We start from the raw sequence: 23,913 nt of genomic DNA on the forward strand, positions 1-23,913 counted from the left end.
GCCCCCACCAGAATAGATTCTGGTGGGGCCTCCGGGGTGTCTGACGGCAGTAGTTGACGGCAACGTCAGTGGACGGGTGCTGCACAAAGCGGTGGTTCGTCGCCGTCGTCCGGTCGGGTGGCCGCTGCGTTGGGGGCGCGGAGGGCGTTGCCGAGGAGGTCGATGGCGTCGCGTTGGAGGCGGAGCCGGACGTGGGCGTACACGGATGCGGTCACTCCGATGTGGGCATGGCCGAGGAGGTCCCTGATGACGACGAGTTCGACGCCTTGTTCGAGTAGGAGAGTGGCTGCCGAGTGCCTGAGGTCATGAAAGCGAATTCGGCGCAGGGCGGCTCCACGAAGCAGGGCGTTGAAGTGTCGGGTGAGGGTGCTGCCGTCGATCGGTGAGCCGTCGGGCCGGGTGAAGACGTACCCGCTGACCTTCCAAGAGGTCCCCGCCGCCTCGCGTTCCTCGGTCTGCCGTTCGCGGTGTTGTTCGAGGGAGCGCAGGCACTCTGTCGGCAGTGCGATGCGCCGTTCCGAGCTGTGGGTCTTGGTGGGCAGGGCGGTCAGGCCGGCGGAGTTGGTGCGTTGGAGGGTGCGGCGGATGCTCGCGGTCGCGCCGGTCAGGTCGAGGTCTTCCCAGCGCAGGCCGAGGAGTTCGCCCTTGCGCAGTCCGGTGCGTAGGGCGAGTTCGAACAGCGCGCTGAGCCGGTGGCCGTCGACAGCGGTGAGGAAGGCGCGGGCTTCTTCACCGGTTAGGGGTTCGAAGCGGCGGGGGCGGGGTGTGCCCATGCGGACGTTGCGGGCGACGTTGCGGGGGATCTCCTCCTCGCGGACGGCGTGCTCCAGCGCGGACTTGAGGACGGAGTGCACGTAGGCGAGCGTCAGCGGCGAGAGCCGCTTGCAGCAGCATGCTCCGGCCGCGCAGCATTGGGGCTGGTCGCGGGCGGTGTCGATGCCGCGTGCGCAGCACTGGCAGGTGGTGCGGAGCTGGTCGAGCCAGGTGCGGACGTCCTTGGCGGTGAGCTTGGCGAGCTTCTTCTTGCCGAGGCCGGGGATGAGGTAGAGGCGGACGACGGTGGTGTAGCGGGTGTGGGTGTTCTCGCGGAGGCGGTGGACGGCGACGTTCTCCAGCCAGTAGGTGAGGAACGCGGCCACGCTGCCCTGTGCTGAGGGGGCGGCTATGCCGCGGTTGCTCGTGGCGACCTTCTCGGTCAGCTGGGCCAGGGCCTCCTTGCGGGTGGTGCCGTAGACGTGGATGCGCTTGCGGGTGTCGCCTGGGGCGAGGACGTATCCGGCGGCTTCCCAGCGGCCGTCCTTGCGCTGGTAGACGGTGCCGTCGCCGTTGGCGCGGACCCTGCGCGAGCCGGTGCCGGTGCTGGTGGAGGTGGTGTTGGTGTCGGGGTTGGTCATCAGGCTGCCTGTTCGAGTTGGTGGTGGACAAGGGCGTGCAGGGCATGTGCGGGGATGCGGCGGGCGCGGCCGATGGTGAGGGAGGCGAGCTGCCGGGTGCGGATGAGGTCGTAGACGGTGGAGCGGCTGATCTTGAGGCGGTCCATGACCTCGGGGACGGTGAGCAGTTCGGTGTCGGCGGTCACGCGGTCACCTCACTGTGGACAGGGTCGGTCAGCGGGTCGGTGGAGTGACCGGCCCGGTCACCGGAGCGTTGCGTTTTCCGGGAGCGGGTCGGTTGCTCGGGCCGGGAGTTCCGTGCGGCGGTCAGGAGATCGGCGAGGTGGGCGAGTTCGGGCAGGAGGCCGGTTCCGGCGTACTGCCAGTGCGAAATCACCAGGGTCGTGTCCGTGCCGACGCGTCGCCCGCTCTCTGTGCGCCGACCGCTGCGGTGACCGGTGTTGGGGTCGATGTGACCGGCGGGCAGGTCAGCACGGTCACTGTGCCGGTCGGTGACTGGCTGGCCCTCGCCGGCCCGCTCCTGGGCGTCGTCTTGGCGGGTGCGCCAGGCGGTGCGTTCGGCTCGGAGGTGGGTGAGGGTGGTGGAGTAGTGGCGGGTGCGGGTGGAGAAGTGTCCTCGGAAGCCGAGCATGTGGGCCCACTGGCGTAGGCGGAGGTGGGTGTGCTGGGGTTGGGTGCCGAGGTGCCAGGCGGTGTGGATCATGCGGCGGGTGTGGTCGGTGAGGTCGTGCTGGGCGAGTTCGGCCAGGAAGCGCAGTCGGCGGTCGAGGGTGCCGGTGGTGGTCTCGGCTCCCTTGGTGGCGTACTTGGCGATGTAGGCGGCGACGTGCCGGTCGGTGACGGGAGCACCGTCGGTGAAGTGGGTGCTGCGGATCGCGCGGACGTCGATCTGCCGCCCGAACCGGAACACCGTGGACTCCGACGGCACTGCCTGCTCGGCATCCTCGGCCCTGGAGGGGCGCTGGTGCCGGACGCGGGTGCGCTTGGCGGCGGCTCGGACGGCGTGGTCGAGGAGTTCGGTGGTGGCCCAGGCGGGCGGGGCACTGTGGGGGCCGGTGGGTCCGTCGATGCGGATGACGGTGTGGAAGTGGATCTGTCCGCGCTTCTGGTATTCGGCGACCTTGGCGTACGACAAGGTGGCGTGGTGGCGCAGGGTGCGTTGGGTGAGTCCGGCGGCGTGGGCGATCTCGCGGCGCAGGTGGGTGGTGAAGCGGGCCCACAGGGCAGGGGCGTGGGCGTTCCACAGCACCGCCCCGGTGTAGTCGTACCTTCCGGGGTGCAGCGGTGTCCCGAGCAGCGGGTCGCCGTTGCTGTGCCGGGCTCCGCACGCGCACGGAGACGCGCCGGGTTGGTTGTGGACGGGGCCGAAGCCGGGGGCGGTGAGGGTGGCGAAGACGCGCGGGTGGCTGGCGACGCTGGCCGGGACGGTCTTGCCGCCGCGTAGTCCGGCGGCGATGAGCTGGTAGGTGTCGTATCGGTAGAGGTTCGAGCAGGCGGGGCAGCGGGTGGCGCGGCGGTTGCCGCAGCGCAGCAGGAGTTCGCCGGCGGGTAGGTGGCGGGTGTCGAGGATCTGGCCGGTGGCGGCATTGAGGCGGGTGCGGTGTCCGGTCATGCGGATCGGGCGGGCGCAGCCGCCCAGTGAGCCGATCTGCCGGGCCAGGGGTGCGAGGTGTCCGGCGGCGGCGAGCTTGGCCAGTCGGGCCGTCAGCCGTGCCCGGCGTTCCAGTGCCGAGTCCGTGTTCCCGGACGTGTCGGCGCTCTTGGCGAGCGCTGGTGGGGCGAACGCCCGGTTGGCGGGAGCGGAGGTGGTTGTGGGGGAGGGGAGTTGGAGCTGTGCGGGCATGGGGACAGACCTCCGGCAGGAGTCGGGAGAAGAGGAGAGGCGACCCGAGTGGTCAGCGCGCGGGGGAACGGTGCGCGTGACGGCGGGCGCGGGCGGTGGGCCGGGGACGTCTGTCCTGGTCAGCGGTGGTGTTCGCCAGCGGTGCGTGAAGGTAGCATCGCTTCAAGCGCGCATTCAAGTGCATCCCTCCTCATCTGTTTCGGTGGGCGGTGGGGACGCGAGTACTGTGGCCCCGGTTTCCCGTTTTGGGCGGGCCGGATTTCGGTGGTAGTGGCGCGGAGAGGGCGGGTGGCCTGCGGTGACAGTCGGGCGGCGGGGACGCAGGCCGGTGGGCGGCACGGTGCTGCTGACGTTCGAGGTCATCGCCGAGGCACTGCGGGAGCGGATCCGGTCCGGCGGGCTGAAGCCGGGGGACGCGCTGCCGACGCAGGCTGTGTTGATGGCGGAGTATGGGACCTCCAGCCTGTCCGTGCAGAAGGCCATGGCCCTGCTGAAGCAGGACGGCTACGCGATCTCCCGTCCCGGCAAGGGGGCCTTCGTCGCCGACGCCGACGCCGACGCCGACGCCGACGCCGACGCCGACGCCGACGGTGACTCAGGTGACGGGGAGGCGGGGAACGGGTCGGTGGGCGGGACGGCGGCTCGGGTCGAGGCGCTGGAGCTGGCACTGGCCCGGACGCTCGAACAGCTCACCAGCCTGCAGGGCCGCGTCGAAGCACTGGAGAAGGGCGTCACCGAGCGAGACCACTGACCCGTCGGCCTCTGGAGGGCCAGGGGCCGTGGGTGTGCGTCCAGATTTTCTCTACGAGGTTCAAGCGGCCCCGGCCCGCTGGAGGTGGCCCGACGTCGCCGACTGACCCAGGTAGGTGGAAGTACCCGAGGCTTCCACCGGCGTCGGCGGTCAGCCGTTCGTCAGGTTCAGTACGGGGTGCGACTGCTGCCCGTCGTGAGCAAGTTGTCGGGTAAGCGGTGCTTACCCTTGCGCCGACCAGGGCCGGGTGGGGTAGGGACTCCCTGCGCCTTGCGGAGCAAGTTGTCGCCAGCGACCGTCCTACGGCCGGATCGCAGGCACGGGGCCGGCCAGGGGTCCGACCCTCCGCGTCTATCGTCGCGCTCGCCGAGAGTGTGTGCGCCAGCCGGGGTGAACTTCGCGGAATCAGTCTCACCGGAGCCGTGCGACCGTCCTACACTGCTTGCGTGACCGCTGCATACGACTACGAGGACATGCACCACCTGGTGGACCGGCTCACCCCGACCCAGGTGCGACGCCTTCGCCTGCTCGTCACCCAGGACGAGGAACTGTCCCAGGTCGCCCAGACGCTGCCCGTGGCCGACTCGCCCCAGGCGGAGGCAGTTCCTGAGGGGCTGCTGGCCCTGATCGGCAGCATCGACGGTCCAGCGGACCTGGGCGAGCGGCACGACGACTACATCCGTGAGCGGATGCGCGAGCGCTTCGGCGACTCGGCGTGATCGCCACAGTTCTGGACACCGGCCCACTGGCAGCAGCCCTGAACATCAGCGACCGTCGGCACATGGAGTGCGCCTCGCTGCTGGTGTCCCTCACCGGCCGCCGCTTGCTGCCCAGCCCGGTCATGACCGAGGTCTGCTGGCTGCTGGAACGCTGGCCCAAGGTCGAGGCAGCGTTCCTGGCCGAGGTCGCACGTGGGACCTTCGAACTGGTCCACCTCACCCCCGCCGACCTGACACGCATGGGTGAGCTCGTCCTCCAGTACGCCGACTTTCCGCTCGGCGGTGTCGATGCCTCTGTCATCGCGGTGGCCGAACGTTTCGGCGTGGACCGCGTAGCGACCCTCGACCGCCGACATTTCAGCGTCGTCAAGCCCGCGCACGTCCCCGCACTCACGCTCCTACCGTAGCTACCCAGTGGTCTAGACCTCTGACGGCAGTAGTGACGGCAACAACCCTGGACTTCCACGCACTCCCACGCACCTCACTGGAGTGCCAAACCGCCACTGACCTGCAGAAACGCAGGTAGGGAGGGGTCGCCACCCACACGTACTATGTACTGGCCGGGACCACGCCGATCCTGGTGCATAACTGCAATGGTGCGCGCTTCTCGGTTGACTCCAATGGAGTTGCGACAGATACCGTCCATGGTGATCCGAATGTCATGGACAAAAACCCGCTGGATGGAACAAGGTACACCGAGAAAGTCCTGCGCCAGGCTGCAACCGGTGACTATCATGGATTTCCCGAGATAGCAGACACGATTCCTACTATGCGCAACGCGACAATTGAATCCGGCGGGGATGGCATCCCCAGAATGCACGTGCGACTGCCTGGTGAATATGATGGCAAGTCGGGATTCTTTCACTGGATCATTGAGCAAGACGGAAATATTAATCACCGCCTATTTACACCGAGTGGATGACCTATGGCCCATGTGAGGCAAGTGGCCCTGCTTGCCGCTCTGCCGAAGTCGCTTCAAGACAGGTCAGTCGACCTGAGTGAAGTAGGGTCTGCCGAATACGGCTTCCCCGTCGATTGTGCAGACGAAGTATTTAACTCCATTATTCAGAACGGTTTTGCCGTCCTGGGCGGTGATTTGTGGCGCAAGGCTGGAGTAAAATTTGAGCCAGTTTTCGATGGATGGTATAGTAATTCGCCAAGCGAAGATGCTGTTTCTGTTTGGCGCAAATTCCTCGACAGGATGCCAAGCGGCTCGGAGTATTTCACTACTTTCGTAGTTCGATAGCACTGGGTCATCAAGAGATCGGATCGAATATTGGAGGCCCACCGACTTGGTTCGCCGGTGGGCCTCTGGGGTGTCTGACGGGCTCCCCGTGAGCAAGGTCGCCGCCGTTTCGAACCCACTCGCCAGTACACCTGACGCTCCGCCCTTTCCGGTTCCGGGCGGCGACGGAGCAGGAGCAGGCTGGCCGGGCGCTTCCCGCGGAGCCGGAGTCGGAGCGGGGCGCCGCCGGGGGCGGCGTGGGGCCTGCTGGTGCCGGGGCGGTTGACCCCGGTGCGGGAGAGCATCCCGCAGGCGAAGCGCAACGAGTTGGTGGTGGCCGCGGGCCGGTTGCTGGCGCTGCTCAGGAACTCGCTGGACCGGTCGGAGGCTATGCAGATGGTGTACGCGCTGAAGGCGGCCCAGTGGAACCGGATGGCGGGTGGGCACGGGCGCCAGCTGCTGACCGCGCTACGGGAGGCGCTGGGCGCCAAGCGCGGTGCCCACGCGGATGAGCTGTACCAGCTCCTGGAGGTGTTAGCGGTCCGTCACACCTGGTCCCGGTCGGCGGCGATGCGGCCGGCGGCGGTGTGCCCGGTGCCGGCCGCAGTACAGGCGGGCCGGGCGGATCCGGGCAGCGGCAGTTGTGTCTCGACGTCCGTCCGCCACGCGGGCACTGCGGAGTGGGTGCTCCCCGGGTCTGCCGGGGTCACGGGGTGACCCCGGCCGTGAAGTTCCCCCGTTGGTCTGGACAGCCTGATACTGGGACCGTTGGGTCCCGAGGAAGCAGTCCAGTCAGTGAGCGGCAAGAGCAACATGAGCAAGCGGTATACGGCGGAGTTCAGGCGGGACGCGATCGCGCTCGTTCGGTCCTCGCCGCATCGGAACGTCACCGAGATCGCCCGGGAACTCGGCGTGAGCCCGGAGGGGCTTCGCGGCTGGGTCAGGCAGGCGAAGGCCGACCGGGGCGAGGGGCCCGCCGGTGCGCTGACCAGTGCCGAGCGTGAGGAACTGGTTCGGCTGCGGCGTAAGGACCGGGAACAGCAGCAGACGATCGAGATCTTGAAAAAAGGCCTCGCCTTCTTCGCGAAGGAGTCGATGAAGTAGGCACTGTGTGCCGCTTCATCGACGCGGAGAAGGCTTCCGAGGACCGGCCCGAGGGCTACAGCGTCGCCCGGCTGTGTGTTGAGCGACGTTCGTTGTGGTGATGACGGCGTCATTGGTTTTGGTGCTGGGCAGCGACGGGAAGGGCCGGTCCGACGGAGTCGGACCGGCCCTTGTGTTCATGTCGCCGCGGTGATGCTCACTCTGTCGTGACTTCGGCGACAGCGGCGCGTGCTGACGCCTCGTCGACGATGGTCTTGTTCTGGACGAAGACGTCGAGCAGGGCCTGGACGGCAAGATTGTTGACCGCGCGGGGCAGTCCGCGCCCGGTGGTGTGGATCAGTTGGACGGCGTCATCGGAGAACAGCGGGTCGGACCGGCCGGCCAGGGCGAGGTGGTGTTTGAGGTAGCTGCCGGTCTCCTCGCCGGTCATCGGGGGCATCGCGAACCGCAGCGCGATCCGCTGGTCCAGCGCGGCCATGGTGCCCATCTTGATTCTCCTGCGCAGGGTGGGCTGGCCGATCAGCAGGCAGGCGAACGGCGACGCGGAGTCCATGTCCTGGTTGGTGAGCATCCGCACCGACTCCAACTGGTCGTGGCTCAGCAGGTGGGCCTCGTCGAGCACCAGGACGGGGACGCGGCCGCGCTCGGCGCGTTCGGTGGCCAGCGCGTCGGCGGCCTGCGGGATCAGCGCGGCAGTATGCGGGTGCGGGCTGCCGCCCAGCGCGGAGACGATCGCGCGGTGGATCCCGCGCGAGCCCACGGCGGGGTTGCCCAGGTAGATGACCTGATGGCGGACCGGGTCCAGAGCTGCCAGGGCGGCGCGGACAGCGACGGTCTTGCCCGCGCCGACCTCCCCGGTGACCACCCCGATCGCGCGCTCCGCGACCGCCCAGCTGATCCGGGCCACCGCCTCAGCATGCGCGCCGTGACGGTGCAGAGCCCCAGGGGCCAGGCTCTTGCCGAACGGCATCTTGGTGAAGCCGAAGTACTGCTGCAGGCGCTCGATCACCGCGTCACCTGCGCGTTCGCGGCCCGCTGCAGGGCGTCGGCCCGGTCGAACAGGGCGAAGGCCAGACGCGCGGCGGTGAACACGGCCTGGTCGGCCAACTCGGTGTCACGGAGCTTCGCGCGCTGGCAGACACGGTCGGCCAGGTCCAGCGCCCGAGTCGACAGCTCCCAGGCCCGGTCCAGTGCTTGCAGGTCAACCGGCACGGTGATCCCCTTCGCTGTCGCTGTCGCTGTCGCTGTCGCTGTCGCTGTCGCTGTCGCTGTCGCTGTCTTCGTGGAGGAGGGCCTTGTAGTTGATGCGTCCGGCGAGTTGTTCCTGGTGGGCGGCGTCCAGCAGGGCGAGGTAGTTGACCCCGGTCGCGGCGGCGGGCTGTTCGGGTGGGAGTTCGGGGCGGGCCTTGGGGTGGGAGTGGCGGCGGATCTCGAAGGGCGTCGCGGCGCCGAAGCTGCGGCTCCCGTGGCGGACCTCGATGTTCTCCAGGTCGAAGGGGTCGAAGACCAGCTCGACCTTGCGTCCCGCCAGAGCGGGTTCGACCTGGTAGGAGTTGGACTGCAGGCGCACGGTCGCAGTCTTGGACACGTTGCGCCACTCGGACCACAAGAACGCCTCCCGCAGCAGGTCCGGATGCGGCAGCCGCGGGCCCTGGCCCTTCTCCCAGCCCTCCTGCCAGCGGGCGAGTGGTCCTTGACCGGTCTCGGAGTGCTTGCGCGGGTGGTACTCGGTCTCCACCCAGGCCGTGAACTTCCGGTTCATCTCCGCCAATGCCGCTGCGGCCTGGTCGGCGGGCCGGTCGGCCAGGTCTGCGGTCTCGATCAGGAACTGGCCCCGAACCGTGCGGAAATAGCGTTCGATCTTGCCCCGGCCCTCCGGTCGACCGGGTCGCGAGTGGACCAGCTTGACCCCCAGGACAGCGCAGGCCCGCATCAGCCAGGAGTCCACGAACGGCGACCCGTTGTCCAGATAGACCCCTTCGGGGACACCCCGGGACGCCAACGCGGGACGAAGCGCGACCGCCAGGCGCACGGTGTCCTCAGAAGCCGTTGTCTTACCGAACTTGATCCGCGTGTTTCCGCAGCTCAGGCATGATGTTGGTTTCGGCGAGGCAGGCTCGGACTGTCGGGTTGTCTCGTAGGTGGAGGTGCCGGGATGGCGTCGGTCGTGGGTCTGCTGGAGGAACGGGAGTTGGCGGCGCGGGAGCGCGTGGAGGGGCTGCGGGAGGAGGCGGACCGGGTCCTGGCCGAGCTCGCGGACGCGGAGACGGACTGGCAGGAGTGGCTGATCGCTCGGCAGCGGGTCGGCGAGGTCTTGTCCGTGCCGCAGCGCGAGGAGGCCGCGGTGGCCGATCCGCGACCGGTTGAGGAGCCTTCCCTGTCACCGCCGGAGCTCGTCCCGGACGCGTCCGCCGGGCTGCCGAAGGCACGGGCCGCGCGTTCTGGCTCGATCGTCCCGGTGTGGCGGCCCGCGCTGGCCGCGGACGTTCTGGCCGTGGACTACCAGCGCATCCTGTCCGCGCTGGCCGAGCGCCGCGCGGGCGGCGGCGCGGGGATGACGTGCCAGGAGATCGCCGCCGCGCTCGGGCTGGCACCGGTCCCGGCCAGCGTCGAGGGGGTGCGCTCGAAGATGAAGCGGCTGGCGGACCGGGGCTGGGCCGGCGAGCCGTCGCCGGGCCGGTTCACCCTCGCCGCCTCGCCAGCCGCCGTGTCATGAGCCGGGTCATCGACCACAGCACCATTGCCTCGTGGACCTCGGGCAGGGTCTCGTAGTCGCGCACCAGGCGACGCGAGCGCATCAGCCAGCTCAGGGTTCGCTCCACTACCCAGCGTCTCGGAAGAACCACGAAGCCCTTCGTGTCATCGGACCGTTTGATGATCTGCAGGGTGAGCTGCAGCTTCTCCTTCGCCCAGTCGACCAGGCGGCCCGTGTAGCCGCCATCGGCCCAGACCAGCACGATGCGGTGGAAGCGGGTCCGTACCCGTTCCAGCAGTGGCATTGCGGCATCGCGGTCGGTCACGTTCGCCGCGGTGACCATCACGGCCAGCAGCAGGCCCAGGCAGTCCACCACGATGTGCCGCTTGCGGCCGTTGATCTTCTTGCCCGCGTCGTAGCCGCGGCTTGCGGCCGGGACGGTGGCGTCGCCCTTGACCGACTGCGAGTCGATGATCGCGGCGGTCGGCTGCGGGTCGCGTCCGGCGTCCTCGCGGACCCAGCCGCGTAGCCGGTTATGCAGTTCGCTCAGCAGGCCCTTGATCCGCCAGCGCTTCGCGAAGGCGTAGACGCGGTCCCAGAGGGGGAAGTCCGCGGGCATCGCCCGCCAGGTGATGCCGCCCGCGACCAGGTAGCGCACGGCGTCGATCATCCAATGCCACGAAGTTAAGGCTTCGGTGGTGGCGTCAAGGTGTCAGGAAGGGTGATCTTGTACGTGTTCGGCGCGGTGCGGATGAGCCGGCCGTTGCGGGCCCAGTAGCAGAGTTGTGCGGTGAAGCCCTTGAGTCGGTGTCCTGTGGTCGCGAGGCCGAGGCGCTGTGCGATGTCGCGGGTGTGCATGGCTTGGTTGGCGTTCGCGGCCAGGATTTGGCAGACCTGGCCCCAGCGTCCGGAGAGGGTCGGGCTCAAGTCCTGCGCGCTTGGCAGGGTGGGTGGGTGCACGGTGATCTCGATAGCAGTGATCCGGGTGCTGTCGCGTGGGCGTCCGTCGCGGTTCCAGACGGCGTATCGGGAGGTTCCGCACTTGACGATGCGGGCGGACAGCCGCATCCGGCGTTTGGGAAGCAGTGCGCGCAGGACATGAGCGCCGATGTATCCGACCAGGTCGGGGCGGCTGCCGGGGCCTGCGGCCGCGGTCGTCCCGACGAGGCTGACGATCGTGTCGCGGGCGGCCTCCAGGGCGACGGTGAAGCCGGCCCGGTCGGGATCGCAGCCGGGCATCGTCTCCACTGCGGTCACCATCACCGAGCGCAGGGCCTGATAGAGGGTGAGTAGTCCCCACATCTCCTGGCTGAGGCCCACCGGGTCCTTCGACCGCAGAACCCGGCCCTTGAGCAGGGTATGACGTAGCGCCAGGTAGGTGATCTCGATCTCCCAGCGTTCGTGGTAGAGACGCACCAGGTGGTCGGCTGGATCGGTGCGGTGGTCTTTGAGCGTGGTCAGCAGGCGGTAGGTCCCGCCGAAGTCGCCGCTGTCGGCAGTCCGGGATCGGATCTCGGCTTCGATCACCCGCAGCCTGAGACCACCGATCCGGGTGAGATAGGAACCGTCGGGCAGCAGCGCCAGTACCGGTGGTCGCCGGGTGCTGGTCGCGCGAATCAGGAACTCCGCTCCCTGAGCCGTGATATCAGCGAGCAGTTCGTTGCTGTCGAAGGCGCGGTCCGCGAGCAAGAGCATGTCCGTGGTCAGGTGGCCGACGAGGTCGTGGGCGTAGTCGGTCTCGCCTTTCGAGGCGGAGCCGAAGACGGCGGCGATCAGGCCTCGAGTGCCGGTTTCGCACAGGGTCATGAGCATCAGCCGGGGGTAGCCCGCTGGGCCGTGGCGGCGCTGGGTGCGGCCGAGCCAGGACCGGTTGCGCTCGTGGTCGGGGACGTTCAGGCTTCCGCATCCGTCGAAGGCGACCGTGCGCCATCGGCGGTATCGCACTCCAGGCGTGGACGGCTGGGCCAGCGGGCCGGCCAGGACGTCGAACAGCCGCTTGAGCGGAGCCACGCCGACCCGCCGGCGCAGATCACGAAGCGCCTTCTCAGAGGGATGCGGCGTCCGGGCGTCCAGTCCGGACGTGAGTTTGCCCCACACCAGTCCGGTGCCCAGATGCTCGAACAGCCCAAGCGCGAGCACCAGGTACACCCCGACACGAGACGGGAGGCTCCGCAGCCGATGCTCGCGAGCCCCCGTCTCGTCCAGTACCGCGTCCACCAACTCGGGTGGGATGACCTGCGTCAACTCACCGATATGACCAGGCGCGAACACGTCGGTCCCGCCCGTGACAGACTTGGCCACTGGGCCTCTGCTCTCTTTGGAAGATCTTGGTCGATCCCCTGGATAGCAGAGGCTCCTCCCATGTCTCGTCCCCCCTTGACGCCACCACCGAAGCCTTAACTTCGTGGCATTGGTCGATCATCTGCCGGTGGCAGTAGCCCTCCGGCTGTCCGCCCCGGCCCTCCAGCCATGGCGGCACCGGCATGGCGTCGCGCACCACCGCCCACTCCGCGTCGGTCATGTCGGAGGGATACCTCGGCCTCCTGTGCGGATGATCCCCGGCGTTCCCGAACCGGTGCGCGAGGCAATCACACGTTGGAGCAGCCGAGTTGGACTTCGCCAGCGTGGAATCGGCAGACTGCAGCACAGGGCCTCCTGTGTGCTCGAAGGGCGTCAACAACCCTGAGCTGCGCAGGAGGCCCTGTCTTTATGCACACCACGGCAAAGGATCAGCCGACCGAGTGCAGCCACTCGAACCCATGCTCACCATGATCGATAGAGCAACGGCTTCTCAACGAAGCCGAACCGGGCCGCCATCACCGCCCGGGAGTGGTCGTCCAGGAACGCGAACAGGATCGTCTTGCGCCCGGCGACCAGCGGTCCGTGCAATGCGTCACCGACCCACAGCTCGTTCGGGCGCGAGGCCTCGAACCGGCCGAAGACCTCCTTCGGCCGGTCCTGGCCGAGCTGGTCCAGGCCCAGGCGCACGAAGTGCCGCTGCAAGGTGCGCTCCGAGGGCGCCCACCCCGAGTGCGCCCGCAGCACCCGCGCGACCTGCACCGCCGTGCGCCCGGGGTTCTCCCGCTTCAAGCCCGCCGCCAACTCCAGCACCTCGGCCGGCGTCCTGGCCGCGACCCGCATCGCGTTCGGGACCAGCGCCTCGAAGCCGCCCACCCGCCAGGAGCGGATCCACCGGTCCAAGGTGCCCCGCGCCACCTGCACCGGCTCCCCGTCCAGGCCGACATGGGTCAACGCGGCGATCTCGCGCACCAGCACTCCGCGCTGCTTGGCCGACAGCGCCGGGTCCAGCGCGTCCTGGACCACCCCGTAACGGAACAGACCCACCAGGCGGGCCCGCTCCGCGCGCTTGCGCATCTCTTCCTCGTACTGCGATGCCACCGGCACCGACCTCCCCTTGAGCACCAAGCCGGGCCGGCGACCGAAGGCGGCCGCCAGTCCCGGCCCACCACCCTCGCCCGCCCCACCGGCCCCGCATCAGGGGCGACTCGCGTTGATCGACGATCTTGGCCAGCCCGGTGCCAGCAGCCGCCCGCCCGACAACGCCGACGCCACCTGCCACGGCGACAAGGCGACCATCTCCGGCCACCTGGCGGTGACCGCGCCCGCCGCAGCAAGCACCGCCGCGACCCCGTCCGCGAACAGCGCGCCCCTCGGATCGGGCAGCACCGGATCCGAAGGCGCGACCTGCACCAACAGCACTGTGAACACCTCACGCACCACCCCGGCCCGGCCGGCGAACCGGCGCAACCAGCCCCGCACCGTCTGATCGGGAAGCCCCAGCCCGGCCGCGATCACCCGATGCCCGCTCCCAGCCGCCCGCGCCACCAGCGCCGCCCCGATCACCACCGCCGCGTCAGCACGCCGAAGCAGCACCGTGACCGGCAGCAACACATGCGTAGCCCCGCACTGCGGGCAGCGCGACCGACGCGGCCTCAACTCCAGCCGCAGCCCCCGCAGATCCCGCACCGACCGCCGCCCGGACCAACCCCACGGACGCAGCCCCGCACCGCACCCCGGACACGCGATCCGGCCCGCCGACAACCGCATCTCGACCCGAACCGGCGATACCTCTACCGTGACCACAGCGCCTCCGAGCGCGATGCGGCCCTCCCGGACTACTCGGCCAAGAGATCACCGGGAGGGCCGCGCCCATGTTCAACCATGAGCACGCTGTCGCCGCACACGACGAAGGGCAACCCCCCCGGGCTGCCCTCTCCCACATCACCACGACCCTGACGCGAACCCGCTCACCCATCACCACAACGAACGTCGCTCAACAGCTGTGCCAGGTGACGGGGATCAACCGCTCCACCTACTACGCATGGCTGGCCGCACGGCCGGCGGCAGCCGAGCGGCAGCGTGCCGAGGACGACCTGGTCGACGAGATCCGCGCGATCCACGCCGGGTCGCGCGGTGCGTACGGTGTTCCGCGCGTGCATGCCGCGCTGCGCAGGGCAGGGCGCGGGATCAACCGGAAGAAGGTCGAGAGGCTCATGCGTGAGCGCGACATCCGCGGCATCACCCGCCGCAGGCGCCGCCACCTGACCCAGCAGGACACCAAAGCCGCCCCGGCCCCCGACCTGGTCGGCCGTGACTTCACTGCCGGCCGGCCCGGAACGAAGCCCGTCGGTGACATCACCTATCTGCCGACCATCGAGGGCTGGTGGTACCCGGCGACCGTCATCGACCTGGCCACACGCGAGGTGATCGGGTACGCGATGGCCGAACACCACCGCGCCGAGCTGGTCACCGACGCCCTGCGCATGGCTGCCGGTCGCGGCCAGTTGCAGCCCGGCTGCATCATGCACTCCGACCGCGGCAGCGAGTACACAAGCGGCGAATTCCGTTCAGTGATAAGGGAGTTGGGCCTGAGGCAGAGCATGGGACGAACCGGTATATGCTACGATAACGCCGCAGCCGAGAGCTTCTTCGGACTGCTGAAGGCGGAGATCGGCACCACTGTCTGGGACAGTCACGAGGCAGCCCGCGCCGACGTCTTCCGCTTCATCGAGGGACCCTGTTGCCCAATTGGGTGAACCTGAGGCGATCTGCCCGCTGGGGGCGACCTGGGCCGTGAGACTGCGGTTGGCGGTCTGATCCAGTTGTGGCGCATCGTTCGGCCGCAGGACGGGGTGGCGTGGTGTCGATGGGGCTGGGGTCAGGGGCAGAGGTTCCGCAGGTGACACGGCAGGTGGCTATCGCCGCTTTCCCCAAGGGCTGCCTGGCCATGCGGGTCCGGGACGAGCTTGGCCCACTGTTCGCCGACGAGGTGTTCAGGTCCGCCTTTGGAGTCCGGGGCCGTCCCGGTATCTCGCCGGGGCAGCTGGCCCTGGTCTGCGTCCTGCAGTTCGCCGAGAACCTGACCGACCGCCAAGCCGCGCATGCGGCGCGGGCAAGGATCGACTGGAAGTACCTGTTGGGCAGCGAGCTGTCGGACCCAGGGTTCGACTTCACCGTGCTGACTGGGTTCCGCGACCGCCTCTTGGCGCGCGGGATGGAGGAGACGGTCCTGGACCTTCTGTTGCGGCGATTGGTGGAGCTGGGATTGGTCGCCCCCGGGGGGCGGCAGCGCACCGACTCCACACATGTCCTGTCCGCAGTACGGGACTTGAACCGTCTTGAGTTTGTCGGAGAGACGCTCCGAGCGACCCTGGAGGCGATCGCGGTCGCCGCCCCGGCATGGCTGCGGACGTGGATGGACCCGTCCTGGCAGCAGCGCTATCGCGCGCGGGTGGACGCCTATCGGTTGCCCGGCGCGCAGGACGAGAGGGACGAGTTGGCGCGGCAGATCGCCATTGACGGATACCGGCTGCTCAAGGCAGTCTTCACACCTGCAGCGCCGGGCTGGCTGCGGGAGGTCCCCGCTGTCGCCGTCCTGCGGACGGTGTGGATGCAGCAGTTCAGCCGCACCGTGACTGACGGGATCGAGGAGGTGGCATGGCGGGGCAAGGAGGACTGCCCGCCCAGCAGAGTCAGGGTCACCTCGCCCTACGATGTGGATTCCCGCTATGCCGTCAAGCGCGGATCCGGCTGGGACGGTTACAAGGTCCACTTCAGCGAGACCTGCGACGACCCTGCTGAGGTCGGGCGTCCGCACGTGATCACCCACGTCGTCACCACCGATGCCACAGTCCACGACGCGGCGGTCGTCGGGCAGATCCACGATCGCCTTGGCGACAAGGGCTTGCTACCGTCCGAGCACCTCCTGGACTCCGGTTACATCTCCGCCGAACTGCTGTTGACGTCGCCGGTGGAACGCGGTGTCGAAGTTGTCGGTCCGGTCAGGCCCAACAGCACCCGCCAGGCCGTCCAGGCCGCCGGCTACGGCAAGACGTCCTTCAGTATCGACTGGGATGCCCGGCAGGCGACATGTCCGAGCGGGGCCAACAGCAGGTACTGGACTGAGGGTTACGACCACAGCGGCCGCCTCGCAGTCCGGATCCGCTTCGCCACCCAGACGTGCGCGCCCTGCCCGGTGCGCGATCAGTGCACCCGCTCAACCCGATACGGTCGGCAACTCACTGTCCGCCCCCAGGACCAAGACATCCTCCTCGAACGCGTCCGGGCCGAGCAGGACACCGACGAGTGGAGAGCCCGCTACGCCGCCCGCGCCGGAGTCGAGGGCACCATCCATCAGGCCGTTGCTACCACCGGAGCCCGCCGCACCCGCTACGCCAGCCTGCCGAAGACACGCCTGGCCCACATCTTCATGGCCGCCGCCATCAACCTGATTCGACTCGACGCTTGGTGGAACGGAACTCCACTCGCACCGACGCGCACTTCCCACCTCGCAGCCCTCGACCTCGCCGCGTGAGATCAATTGGGCAACAGGGTCATGTCGAGTACAACCGCACCAGGCTCCGCAAACACCCCGAGTTCGGGTACATCACCCCACTCGAAACCCGAGCCAGGTTGCGCCAAGACTTCACCCCCGCAGCGCAAGCACACGCTGTCCAAGATCAGGGGGGAACTTCATCCCGGGTCAAGGGCTCCGCGATCACGCGACCGCGAGACCTGCCGATCGGCGAGCGGGGCCTGGAGCTGGTGTGGCGCAAGCGGCGCTGGTACTGCCGCGAGCCGCTGTGCGCGGCGAAGTCGTTCACCGAGCAGGTCCGCCAGGTCCCGGCCCGGGCGCGCATCACCCGGCGTTTACGCGATGCGGCCGGTCAGCGGGTGTGCGACGCCGGGTCCACGGTCATTCAGGCCGCCCGTGACCTGCACCTTTCCTGGCCCACCATGATGGAGGCCTTCCGCACCGTCGGGACCGAGGTGATGACGGCCGCGCTGGAGCCGGTCGCGGTGCTGGGCATCGACGAGACCCGGCGCGGGCGCACGCAGTGGCGGCAGAACCCGGACACCGGCCGCTGGGAGCCGGTCGCGAACCAGTGGCACACCGGCTTCGTCGACGCCTTCGGTGTCCAGGGCCTGCTCGGCCAGGTCGAGGGACGCGCCCCCAGCGACGTCCTAGCCTGGCTCAACACCACCCCGCTCCAGTGGCGCAAGCAGATCCGCTACGTCGCCATCGACATGTCCACCAGCTACCGCGCCGCCGTCCGCACCGGCCTGCCCCACGCCACAGTGGTCGTCGACCACTTCCACGTGGTCCAGCTCGCGAACAAGATGCTCAACACCGTCCGGCGTCGCACCACCGCCAGCCTGCGCGGCAGGCGCGGGACGGCCACCGACCCCGAGTGGAAGGCCCGACGCCGCCTCCTGCGCAATCGCGAAGACCTCACCGACCAGCAGTTCGCCGCCATGTGGAACGCACTCATCGACGCCGGCACCATCGGCATGACCCTGCTGACCGCCTGGATCGCCAAGGAACGCCTGCGGAACCTGCTCGCCACCGCCCGCACCGGCGCCGACTTCCACCGCATCGGCCACCTGCGGTGGAAGTTCCTGACCTGGTGCGCGGACTCCGGGATCCCCGAGGTCCGCCAACTCGCCACCACCGTCGACCGCTGGTGGCCCGAGATCGCCGCGTTCATCGCCACCGGTCACAGCAACGCCAAGAGCGAGGGAGTCAACCGCGTGATCAAACTCGTCGCCCGGGCCGCCCACGGCTTCCGCAACCCCGCCAACCAACGTTTACGCACACGCTGCGCCACCACCCGCCGAGCCCGCGGACACCTCAACCCCACCCTGAATCCCCAGGGTTCGGAGCAGACCGGTGATCGGATACTGCGTTGACCCTCAACGGGTGTCATGGTTCGATGGCGTTCGTGCAGATCGTCGCCATGACCCAGGAGCACGCGGCAGACATCGTCACCTGGCGGTATGCGGAGCCGTACGAACGCTACGACCTCATTGCTGCCGATCCCGGGTTCCTCACCGACCCTGCCAACGGCTACGTCGCCCTCGTCGACGGTGGGGTGCTCATCGGATACCGGTCGTTCGGTGTGGAAGGACGGGTACCCGGCGGCTCCTACGACGACTCCGCGCTGGACACGGGCGGTGGCCTGCGGCCCGTGTTGACAGGACTGGGGCACGGCCTTGGCCGGCAGGCGATCGCCGCCGGCCTGGCGTACGGATACGAGCGCTTCCAGCCCGCGGCCTTCCGGGTGACTGTGGCCAGCTTCAACACGCGAGCACGCAAGGTCGTGGAATCACTCGGGTTCGTCCATGTAGCCACGTTCAACGCTACGACCGACGGCAGCAGCTTCGACATCCTCACCTGTCAGCAGTCCCTGGACCGACGGTAGCGCCAACGCCCGCGTCGTACACAGGAATCAGCGCTCACCCGGCGTGACGGCCTCCAGTTCCTCATGGACACCACCCCCGCCAAGTTCGAAGACCCATCAAGGTGGAGCGGCTGACTGACGCGTCGAGTGCCCCGGCCAGCCGGGATCCGGCTCTGCCCGCGAGCATCAGGGCGATGGCCTGCAGGTTCGCGTGCAGGCGGGCGCTGCGGCGGCCGTGGCGGAAGGTCAGTCCGGCGACTTGTTCGACGAAGGTTGTGCGCGGGCACCCGGTCGTCGCGCAGCGGAAGCGACGGACCTGAAGCCGCAGGGCCACGCGTCGGCCGCCCACCGCCGCGTCGGCGAGCCGGCGCTCGTATCCGCTGTGGACCCGGTTCGACCTCGCGCCGCAGGCCGGGCAGGTCGCCTCGGGATCACAGGCGCGTGCGACCACCCGCACCTCGTCCTCGACGAGTGCGATGTCCTGCACCAGCAGGCCGTCCAGCCCAGGGAACAGCACGGCCCCCACGATCACGTCGTCCATGGCCGCCGATCCTGGCACCGACAGGGGCTCCCCGTCCGACGAGGACCGAAAGTGATCACAACAGGTTGCAGTCGTTCGTGTTGGGGTTCAGGGCTGATCTGGCGGCGGTGACGGCGGGGTTGACGTTGTCGTTCAGCTCGGGCGCGGTGGAGGGGCAGGTGAACCGGATCAAGATGCTGAAGCGACAGATGTTCGGCCGGGCCGGCCTGGACCTCCTGCGCAAGCGGATCCTCCTCGCTCGCTGACTCGCGTGCCGGATGCTCCGCGACGGTGACCCTCTGTCAGCCCTGCACCAAAAGTGATCCAGAACCAGACTTCAGCCGCCGCCGACAAGCTCATCGGCCGCAGTTGAGAGGCCGCTGGTTCTCTGGGGGTGGAGACCTGTGCTGGGCAATTCAGTGCAGCTCGGCAGCAGTTTCGACAACGCTATCCGGTGCAACAGGTGTGGTGCTATCGCTCTTTCAGGTGATCGTCTGCGCGCGGCGGGCGTCGGCCACCAGCTGATCAGGCAGATCGGGGGCGGCGCATGCGTGGTTGATCAGCAGGTTTCGGTAGGCGTCGTTCGGTAGCTGCGGCGCCACCTCGATGAGTTCGCGCAGCGCGGCCGGTGAGCCGGTGAGACGTGTGCGGTAGGCAGCCCCGGCAGCGCGAAGTGCGAGGTCGGTCGGCTCGTGCTCCAGTCCCCGATCGATCAGCTGGATCGCACTGCTGAAGTCACCCTGCTCGACCCGCACGTCGGCCAGGTCGAGATACAGCGACCAGTTGTCCGGTTCCAAGGCAAGGGCGCGCTCGAACGCTGCCACCGTCTGATCGGGATCACCCAGTTTGCGCCATGTGCCCGCTCGCACGACTTCGGTCAGCATGATGGGCTCGACGGAGTCGGCCCGGTCGCAGAGGGCGAAGGATGCGTCAGCGAGACCGCACGCCCGCAGTAGGATCGCCATCTTGGCCAGCGCCTCCGGCTGCGGGTCTCGGTTAGAGACCGTCTCGATGGCGCGGACCCACGGTTGGAACCGAGTCCGCATGCTTTCGGTGTCCAGGTCGTGACCACGATCCATGGTCCGCATGGCGGCCTCGGCAAGCGCCTCCGCACTCACCGCACTGAGAAAGCGTTCATCGCCAAACCAGGGGGCTTCGGCCCATGCGATGTCGGGTCGCACACCTGTGACCGATCCGATTGCCAGCGCCGCGCCGTCCATATTGTTCTCAGAAGCCGTTGTCTTACCGAACTTGATCCGCGTGTTTCCGCAGCTCAGGCATGATGTTGGTTTCGGCGAGGCAGGCTCGGACTGTCGGGTTGTCTCGTAGGTGGAGGTGCCGGGATGGCGTCGGTCGTGGGTCTGCTGGAGGAACGGGAGTTGGCGGCGCGGGAGCGCGTGGAGGGGCTGCGGGAGGAGGCGGACCGGGTCCTGGCCGAGCTCGCGGACGCGGAGACGGACTGGCAGGAGTGGCTGATCGCTCGGCAGCGGGTCGGCGAGGTCTTGTCCGTGCCGCAGCGCGAGGAGGCCGCGGTGGCCGATCCGCGACCGGTTGAGGAGCCTTCCCTGTCACCGCCGGAGCTCGTCCCGGACGCGTCCGCCGGGCTGCCGAAGGCACGGGCCGCGCGTTCTGGCTCGATCGTCCCGGTGTGGCGGCCCGCGCTGGCCGCGGACGTTCTGGCCGTGGACTACCAGCGCATCCTGTCCGCGCTGGCCGAGCGCCGCGCGGGCGGCGGCGCGGGGATGACGTGCCAGGAGATCGCCGCCGCGCTCGGGCTGGCACCGGTCCCGGCCAGCGTCGAGGGGGTGCGCTCGAAGATGAAGCGGCTGGCGGACCGGGGCTGGGCCGGCGAGCCGTCGCCGGGCCGGTTCACCCTCGCCGCCTCGCCAGCCGCCGTGTCATGAGCCGGGTCATCGACCACAGCACCATTGCCTCGTGGACCTCGGGCAGGGTCTCGTAGTCGCGCACCAGGCGACGCGAGCGCATCAGCCAGCTCAGGGTTCGCTCCACTACCCAGCGTCTCGGAAGAACCACGAAGCCCTTCGTGTCATCGGACCGTTTGATGATCTGCAGGGTGAGCTGCAGCTTCTCCTTCGCCCAGTCGACCAGGCGGCCCGTGTAGCCGCCATCGGCCCAGACCAGCACGATGCGGTGGAAGCGGGTCCGTACCCGTTCCAGCAGTGGCATTGCGGCATCGCGGTCGGTCACGTTCGCCGCGGTGACCATCACGGCCAGCAGCAGGCCCAGGCAGTCCACCACGATGTGCCGCTTGCGGCCGTTGATCTTCTTGCCCGCGTCGTAGCCGCGGCTTGCGGCCGGGACGGTGGCGTCGCCCTTGACCGACTGCGAGTCGATGATCGCGGCGGTCGGCTGCGGGTCGCGTCCGGCGTCCTCGCGGACCCAGCCGCGTAGCCGGTTATGCAGTTCGCTCAGCAGGCCCTTGATCCGCCAGCGCTTCGCGAAGGCGTAGACGCGGTCCCAGAGGGGGAAGTCCGCGGGCATCGCCCGCCAGGTGATGCCGCCCGCGACCAGGTAGCGCACGGCGTCGATCATCCAATGCCACGAAGTTAAGGCTTCGGTGGTGGCGTCAAGGGGGGACGAGACATGGGAGGAGCCTCTGCTATCCAGGGGATCGACCAAGATCTTCCAAAGAGAGCAGAGGCCCAGTGGCCAAGTCTGTCACGGGCGGGACCGACGTGTTCGCGCCTGGTCATATCGGTGAGTTGACGCAGGTCATCCCACCCGAGTTGGTGGACGCGGTACTGGACGAGACGGGGGCTCGCGAGCATCGGCTGCGGAGCCTCCCGTCTCGTGTCGGGGTGTACCTGGTGCTCGCGCTTGGGCTGTTCGAGCATCTGGGCACCGGACTGGTGTGGGGCAAACTCACGTCCGGACTGGACGCCCGGACGCCGCATCCCTCTGAGAAGGCGCTTCGTGATCTGCGCCGGCGGGTCGGCGTGGCTCCGCTCAAGCGGCTGTTCGACGTCCTGGCCGGCCCGCTGGCCCAGCCGTCCACGCCTGGAGTGCGATACCGCCGATGGCGCACGGTCGCCTTCGACGGATGCGGAAGCCTGAACGTCCCCGACCACGAGCGCAACCGGTCCTGGCTCGGCCGCACCCAGCGCCGCCACGGCCCAGCGGGCTACCCCCGGCTGATGCTCATGACCCTGTGCGAAACCGGCACTCGAGGCCTGATCGCCGCCGTCTTCGGCTCCGCCTCGAAAGGCGAGACCGACTACGCCCACGACCTCGTCGGCCACCTGACCACGGACATGCTCTTGCTCGCGGACCGCGCCTTCGACAGCAACGAACTGCTCGCTGATATCACGGCTCAGGGAGCGGAGTTCCTGATTCGCGCGACCAGCACCCGGCGACCACCGGTACTGGCGCTGCTGCCCGACGGTTCCTATCTCACCCGGATCGGTGGTCTCAGGCTGCGGGTGATCGAAGCCGAGATCCGATCCCGGACTGCCGACAGCGGCGACTTCGGCGGGACCTACCGCCTGCTGACCACGCTCAAAGACCACCGCACCGATCCAGCCGACCACCTGGTGCGTCTCTACCACGAACGCTGGGAGATCGAGATCACCTACCTGGCGCTACGTCATACCCTGCTCAAGGGCCGGGTTCTGCGGTCGAAGGACCCGGTGGGCCTCAGCCAGGAGATGTGGGGACTACTCACCCTCTATCAGGCCCTGCGCTCGGTGATGGTGACCGCAGTGGAGACGATGCCCGGCTGCGATCCCGACCGGGCCGGCTTCACCGTCGCCCTGGAGGCCGCCCGCGACACGATCGTCAGCCTCGTCGGGACGACCGCGGCCGCAGGCCCCGGCAGCCGCCCCGACCTGGTCGGATACATCGGCGCTCATGTCCTGCGCGCACTGCTTCCCAAACGCCGGATGCGGCTGTCCGCCCGCATCGTCAAGTGCGGAACCTCCCGATACGCCGTCTGGAACCGCGACGGACGCCCACGCGACAGCACCCGGATCACTGCTATCGAGATCACCGTGCACCCACCCACCCTGCCAAGCGCGCAGGACTTGAGCCCGACCCTCTCCGGACGCTGGGGCCAGGTCTGCCAAATCCTGGCCGCGAACGCCAACCAAGCCATGCACACCCGCGACATCGCACAGCGCCTCGGCCTCGCGACCACAGGACACCGACTCAAGGGCTTCACCGCACAACTCTGCTACTGGGCCCGCAACGGCCGGCTCATCCGCACCGCGCCGAACACGTACAAGATCACCCTTCCTGACACCTTGACGCCACCACCGAAGCCTTAACTTCGTGGCATTGGTCGATCATCTGCCGGTGGCAGTAGCCCTCCGGCTGTCCGCCCCGGCCCTCCAGCCATGGCGGCACCGGCATGGCGTCGCGCACCACCGCCCACTCCGCGTCGGTCATGTCGGAGGGATACCTCGGCCTCCTGTGCGGATGATCCCCGGCGTTCCCGAACCGGTGCGCGAGGCAATCACACGTTGGAGCAGCCGAGTTGGACTTCGCCAGCGTGGAATCGGCAGACTGCAGCACAGGGCCTCCTGTGTGCTCGAAGGGCGTCAACAACCCTGAGCTGCGCAGGAGGCCCTGTCTTTATGCACACCACGGCAAAGGATCAGCCGACCGAGTGCAGCCACTCGAACCCATGCTCACCATGATCGATAGAGCAACGGCTTCTCATGCCTCCCCGGGAGCAACGGCCGTGGGACTTCCCACCAGCGGGGCGAACCCCTGGCCGCCTCCGGGGACCCCCTTCAAGGCCGTTGACAACCACCGGGCTTGGCTCACTCCTGTTGCTTCTGGAGCTCTTCGCCGGATTCGTCTTGACCGGGTTGAACCCGTTGAGTCCAAGCGGCGTACAAGCTTCCCAGGCCAACGGAAACCGCGGCGAGTGCTTGTGGGGGCACGTGTCCGATGCAGATGAGTACGACGCCTGTGGTCAGGACTCCGAGAAATGCCAGCA

28 protein-coding genes are annotated in these 23,913 nt (G+C 68.6%); 15 read left to right on the top strand and 13 right to left on the bottom strand.

What is annotated here, in order from left to right; genetic code table 11:
- Positions 1-65 precede the first annotated feature (65 nt).
- From BS75_RS42900 to BS75_RS42910, 3 genes are read right to left on the bottom strand one after another with little or no spacing between them, the layout of a single operon-like run.
- On the bottom strand, positions 66-1,394 hold the full coding sequence (locus tag BS75_RS42900; RefSeq protein ID WP_034092089.1) for a tyrosine-type recombinase/integrase: 1,329 nt from the start codon (positions 1,392-1,394) through the stop codon (positions 66-68).
- Entirely contained in the window at positions 1,394-1,579 is a 186-nt protein-coding gene (locus tag BS75_RS42905) for a helix-turn-helix domain-containing protein (RefSeq protein ID WP_034092090.1), read from the bottom strand. The genes BS75_RS42900 and BS75_RS42905 overlap by 1 nt, the downstream gene beginning before the upstream one ends.
- Entirely contained in the window at positions 1,576-3,237 is a 1,662-nt protein-coding gene (locus BS75_RS42910; protein WP_034092091.1) for a replication initiator, read from the bottom strand. The genes BS75_RS42905 and BS75_RS42910 overlap by 4 nt, the downstream gene beginning before the upstream one ends.
- 328 nt (positions 3,238-3,565) lie before the next feature.
- On the opposite strand from BS75_RS42910, the gene BS75_RS42915 reads away from it, so the two are divergent.
- From BS75_RS42915 to BS75_RS42935, 7 genes are all read left to right on the top strand, one after another.
- On the top strand, positions 3,566-3,988 hold the full coding sequence (locus BS75_RS42915; protein WP_231608078.1) for a winged helix-turn-helix domain-containing protein: 423 nt from the start codon (positions 3,566-3,568) through the stop codon (positions 3,986-3,988).
- 446 nt (positions 3,989-4,434) lie between these two features.
- Positions 4,435-4,707: a hypothetical protein gene (locus BS75_RS42920; RefSeq protein WP_231608079.1), complete on the top strand. Its 273-nt coding sequence runs from the start codon at positions 4,435-4,437 to the stop codon at positions 4,705-4,707.
- Positions 4,704-5,114, top strand: coding sequence for a type II toxin-antitoxin system VapC family toxin (locus BS75_RS42925; protein ID WP_081983162.1), 411 nt, complete (start codon positions 4,704-4,706; stop codon positions 5,112-5,114). Before BS75_RS42920 ends, BS75_RS42925 begins: the two co-directional genes overlap by 4 nt.
- A 173-nt stretch (positions 5,115-5,287) precedes the next feature.
- On the top strand, positions 5,288-5,629 hold the full coding sequence (locus tag BS75_RS47565) for a hypothetical protein (RefSeq protein ID WP_197092022.1): 342 nt from the start codon (positions 5,288-5,290) through the stop codon (positions 5,627-5,629).
- A 21-nt stretch (positions 5,630-5,650) separates the two neighbouring features.
- Positions 5,651-5,953, top strand: coding sequence for an Imm40 family immunity protein (locus BS75_RS49000; RefSeq protein ID WP_160312345.1), 303 nt, complete (start codon positions 5,651-5,653; stop codon positions 5,951-5,953).
- A 270-nt stretch (positions 5,954-6,223) separates the two neighbouring features.
- A complete protein-coding gene (locus BS75_RS42930) occupies positions 6,224-6,649 on the top strand; it encodes a hypothetical protein (RefSeq protein WP_152646403.1) in 426 nt (141 codons plus the stop codon).
- Between the two features lie 78 nt (positions 6,650-6,727).
- Entirely contained in the window at positions 6,728-7,036 is a 309-nt protein-coding gene (locus BS75_RS42935; RefSeq protein WP_081983159.1) for a transposase, read from the top strand.
- Positions 7,037-7,232: 196 nt separating this feature from the next.
- Here BS75_RS42935 and BS75_RS42940 read toward each other — a convergent pair whose 3' ends face one another.
- The 3 genes from BS75_RS42940 to BS75_RS42950 are packed head-to-tail and all read right to left on the bottom strand — an operon-like array spanning position 7,233 to position 9,068.
- Positions 7,233-8,045, bottom strand: coding sequence for an ExeA family protein (locus BS75_RS42940; protein ID WP_034087041.1), 813 nt, complete (start codon positions 8,043-8,045; stop codon positions 7,233-7,235).
- Positions 8,042-8,248, bottom strand: coding sequence for a hypothetical protein (locus BS75_RS42945; protein ID WP_034087040.1), 207 nt, complete (start codon positions 8,246-8,248; stop codon positions 8,042-8,044). The genes BS75_RS42940 and BS75_RS42945 overlap by 4 nt, the downstream gene beginning before the upstream one ends.
- On the bottom strand, positions 8,238-9,068 hold the full coding sequence (locus BS75_RS42950) for a Mu transposase C-terminal domain-containing protein (protein ID WP_081983164.1): 831 nt from the start codon (positions 9,066-9,068) through the stop codon (positions 8,238-8,240). Before BS75_RS42950 ends, BS75_RS42945 begins: the two co-directional genes overlap by 11 nt.
- 123 nt (positions 9,069-9,191) lie before the next feature.
- On the opposite strand from BS75_RS42950, the gene BS75_RS42955 reads away from it, so the two are divergent.
- Positions 9,192-9,752 carry a hypothetical protein gene (locus tag BS75_RS42955; protein ID WP_034089690.1) on the top strand — a complete coding sequence of 187 codons (561 nt, stop codon included), beginning with the start codon at positions 9,192-9,194 and terminating at the stop codon, positions 9,750-9,752.
- On the opposite strand, the gene BS75_RS42960 is transcribed toward BS75_RS42955, so the two are convergent.
- The 4 genes from BS75_RS42960 to BS75_RS42975 form a co-directional block, all read right to left on the bottom strand.
- A complete protein-coding gene (locus BS75_RS42960) occupies positions 9,718-10,401 on the bottom strand; it encodes an IS5 family transposase (protein WP_034089691.1) in 684 nt (227 codons plus the stop codon). The genes BS75_RS42955 and BS75_RS42960 overlap by 35 nt on opposite strands.
- Positions 10,402-10,415: 14 nt before the next feature.
- Positions 10,416-12,032 (bottom strand): IS4 family transposase, encoded by a 1,617-nt coding sequence (locus BS75_RS42965; RefSeq protein WP_034088895.1) that lies wholly within the window; start codon positions 12,030-12,032, stop codon positions 10,416-10,418.
- Between the two features lie 462 nt (positions 12,033-12,494).
- Complete coding sequence (locus BS75_RS42970; protein ID WP_156164357.1) at positions 12,495-13,130, bottom strand: hypothetical protein; 636 nt, start codon at positions 13,128-13,130, stop codon at positions 12,495-12,497.
- Between the two features lie 96 nt (positions 13,131-13,226).
- Positions 13,227-13,643, bottom strand: a complete 417-nt coding sequence (locus tag BS75_RS42975; protein ID WP_197091886.1) for a hypothetical protein — start codon at positions 13,641-13,643, stop codon at positions 13,227-13,229.
- Positions 13,644-13,903: 260 nt separating this feature from the next.
- Here BS75_RS42975 and BS75_RS42980 point away from each other — a divergent pair, with 260 nt between their 5' ends.
- From BS75_RS42980 to BS75_RS42995, 4 genes are all read left to right on the top strand, one after another.
- The gene (locus BS75_RS42980; RefSeq protein WP_156164358.1) at positions 13,904-14,788 is read left to right on the top strand and encodes an IS3 family transposase; all 885 of its coding nucleotides are present in this window, start codon (positions 13,904-13,906) and stop codon (positions 14,786-14,788) included.
- 143 nt (positions 14,789-14,931) lie between these two features.
- Positions 14,932-16,566: an IS1182 family transposase gene (locus BS75_RS42985; RefSeq protein WP_408022519.1), complete on the top strand. Its 1,635-nt coding sequence runs from the start codon at positions 14,932-14,934 to the stop codon at positions 16,564-16,566.
- Positions 16,563-17,942 carry an ISL3 family transposase gene (locus BS75_RS42990; RefSeq protein WP_197092023.1) on the top strand — a complete coding sequence of 460 codons (1,380 nt, stop codon included), beginning with the start codon at positions 16,563-16,565 and terminating at the stop codon, positions 17,940-17,942. Before BS75_RS42985 ends, BS75_RS42990 begins: the two co-directional genes overlap by 4 nt.
- Positions 17,943-17,965: 23 nt before the next feature.
- Positions 17,966-18,454, top strand: coding sequence for a GNAT family N-acetyltransferase (locus BS75_RS42995; RefSeq protein WP_034092094.1), 489 nt, complete (start codon positions 17,966-17,968; stop codon positions 18,452-18,454).
- A 61-nt stretch (positions 18,455-18,515) separates the two neighbouring features.
- On the opposite strand, the gene BS75_RS51825 is transcribed toward BS75_RS42995, so the two are convergent.
- A complete protein-coding gene (locus BS75_RS51825) occupies positions 18,516-18,974 on the bottom strand; it encodes a transposase family protein (protein ID WP_081983165.1) in 459 nt (152 codons plus the stop codon).
- A 65-nt stretch (positions 18,975-19,039) separates the two neighbouring features.
- On the opposite strand from BS75_RS51825, the gene BS75_RS43005 reads away from it, so the two are divergent.
- Positions 19,040-19,219, top strand: coding sequence for a transposase (locus tag BS75_RS43005; protein ID WP_034092095.1), 180 nt, complete (start codon positions 19,040-19,042; stop codon positions 19,217-19,219).
- Positions 19,220-19,435: 216 nt separating this feature from the next.
- Here the strand turns inward: BS75_RS43005 and BS75_RS43010 are convergent, their stop codons facing one another.
- Positions 19,436-20,173 (bottom strand): tetratricopeptide repeat protein, encoded by a 738-nt coding sequence (locus BS75_RS43010; protein ID WP_081983166.1) that lies wholly within the window; start codon positions 20,171-20,173, stop codon positions 19,436-19,438.
- A 123-nt stretch (positions 20,174-20,296) separates the two neighbouring features.
- Here BS75_RS43010 and BS75_RS43015 point away from each other — a divergent pair, with 123 nt between their 5' ends.
- Entirely contained in the window at positions 20,297-20,857 is a 561-nt protein-coding gene (locus BS75_RS43015) for a hypothetical protein (RefSeq protein WP_034089690.1), read from the top strand.
- Here the strand turns inward: BS75_RS43015 and BS75_RS43020 are convergent.
- On the bottom strand, positions 20,823-21,506 hold the full coding sequence (locus BS75_RS43020) for an IS5 family transposase (protein ID WP_034089691.1): 684 nt from the start codon (positions 21,504-21,506) through the stop codon (positions 20,823-20,825). The genes BS75_RS43015 and BS75_RS43020 overlap by 35 nt on opposite strands.
- A 113-nt stretch (positions 21,507-21,619) precedes the next feature.
- Between BS75_RS43020 and BS75_RS43025 the strand changes: the two genes are divergently transcribed.
- Positions 21,620-23,236, top strand: a complete 1,617-nt coding sequence (locus BS75_RS43025; RefSeq protein ID WP_034088895.1) for an IS4 family transposase — start codon at positions 21,620-21,622, stop codon at positions 23,234-23,236.
- Positions 23,237-23,913: the final 677 nt, after the last annotated feature.

The organism is Streptacidiphilus albus JL83, assembly GCF_000744705.1.
Lineage (GTDB): Bacteria > Actinomycetota > Actinomycetes > Streptomycetales > Streptomycetaceae > Streptacidiphilus > Streptacidiphilus albus.

Excerpts from the sequence above, each read along its gene's own strand:
- BS75_RS42900 (WP_034092089.1), bottom strand. The coding sequence starts at position 1,394 with ATGACCAACCCCGACACCAACACCACCTCCACCAGCACCGGCACCGGC.
- BS75_RS42910 (WP_034092091.1), bottom strand. The coding sequence starts at position 3,237 with ATGCCCGCACAGCTCCAACTCCCCTCCCCCACAACCACCTCCGCTCCC.
- BS75_RS42955 (WP_034089690.1), top strand. The coding sequence starts at position 9,192 with ATGGCGTCGGTCGTGGGTCTGCTGGAGGAACGGGAGTTGGCGGCGCGG.
- BS75_RS42960 (WP_034089691.1), bottom strand. The coding sequence starts at position 10,401 with ATGATCGACGCCGTGCGCTACCTGGTCGCGGGCGGCATCACCTGGCGG.
- BS75_RS42980 (WP_156164358.1), top strand. The coding sequence starts at position 13,904 with ATGTTCAACCATGAGCACGCTGTCGCCGCACACGACGAAGGGCAACCC.
- BS75_RS42995 (WP_034092094.1), top strand. The coding sequence starts at position 17,966 with ATGGCGTTCGTGCAGATCGTCGCCATGACCCAGGAGCACGCGGCAGAC.
- BS75_RS51825 (WP_081983165.1), bottom strand. The coding sequence starts at position 18,974 with ATGGACGACGTGATCGTGGGGGCCGTGCTGTTCCCTGGGCTGGACGGC.
- BS75_RS43010 (WP_081983166.1), bottom strand. The coding sequence starts at position 20,173 with ATGGACGGCGCGGCGCTGGCAATCGGATCGGTCACAGGTGTGCGACCC.
- BS75_RS43015 (WP_034089690.1), top strand. The coding sequence starts at position 20,297 with ATGGCGTCGGTCGTGGGTCTGCTGGAGGAACGGGAGTTGGCGGCGCGG.
- BS75_RS43020 (WP_034089691.1), bottom strand. The coding sequence starts at position 21,506 with ATGATCGACGCCGTGCGCTACCTGGTCGCGGGCGGCATCACCTGGCGG.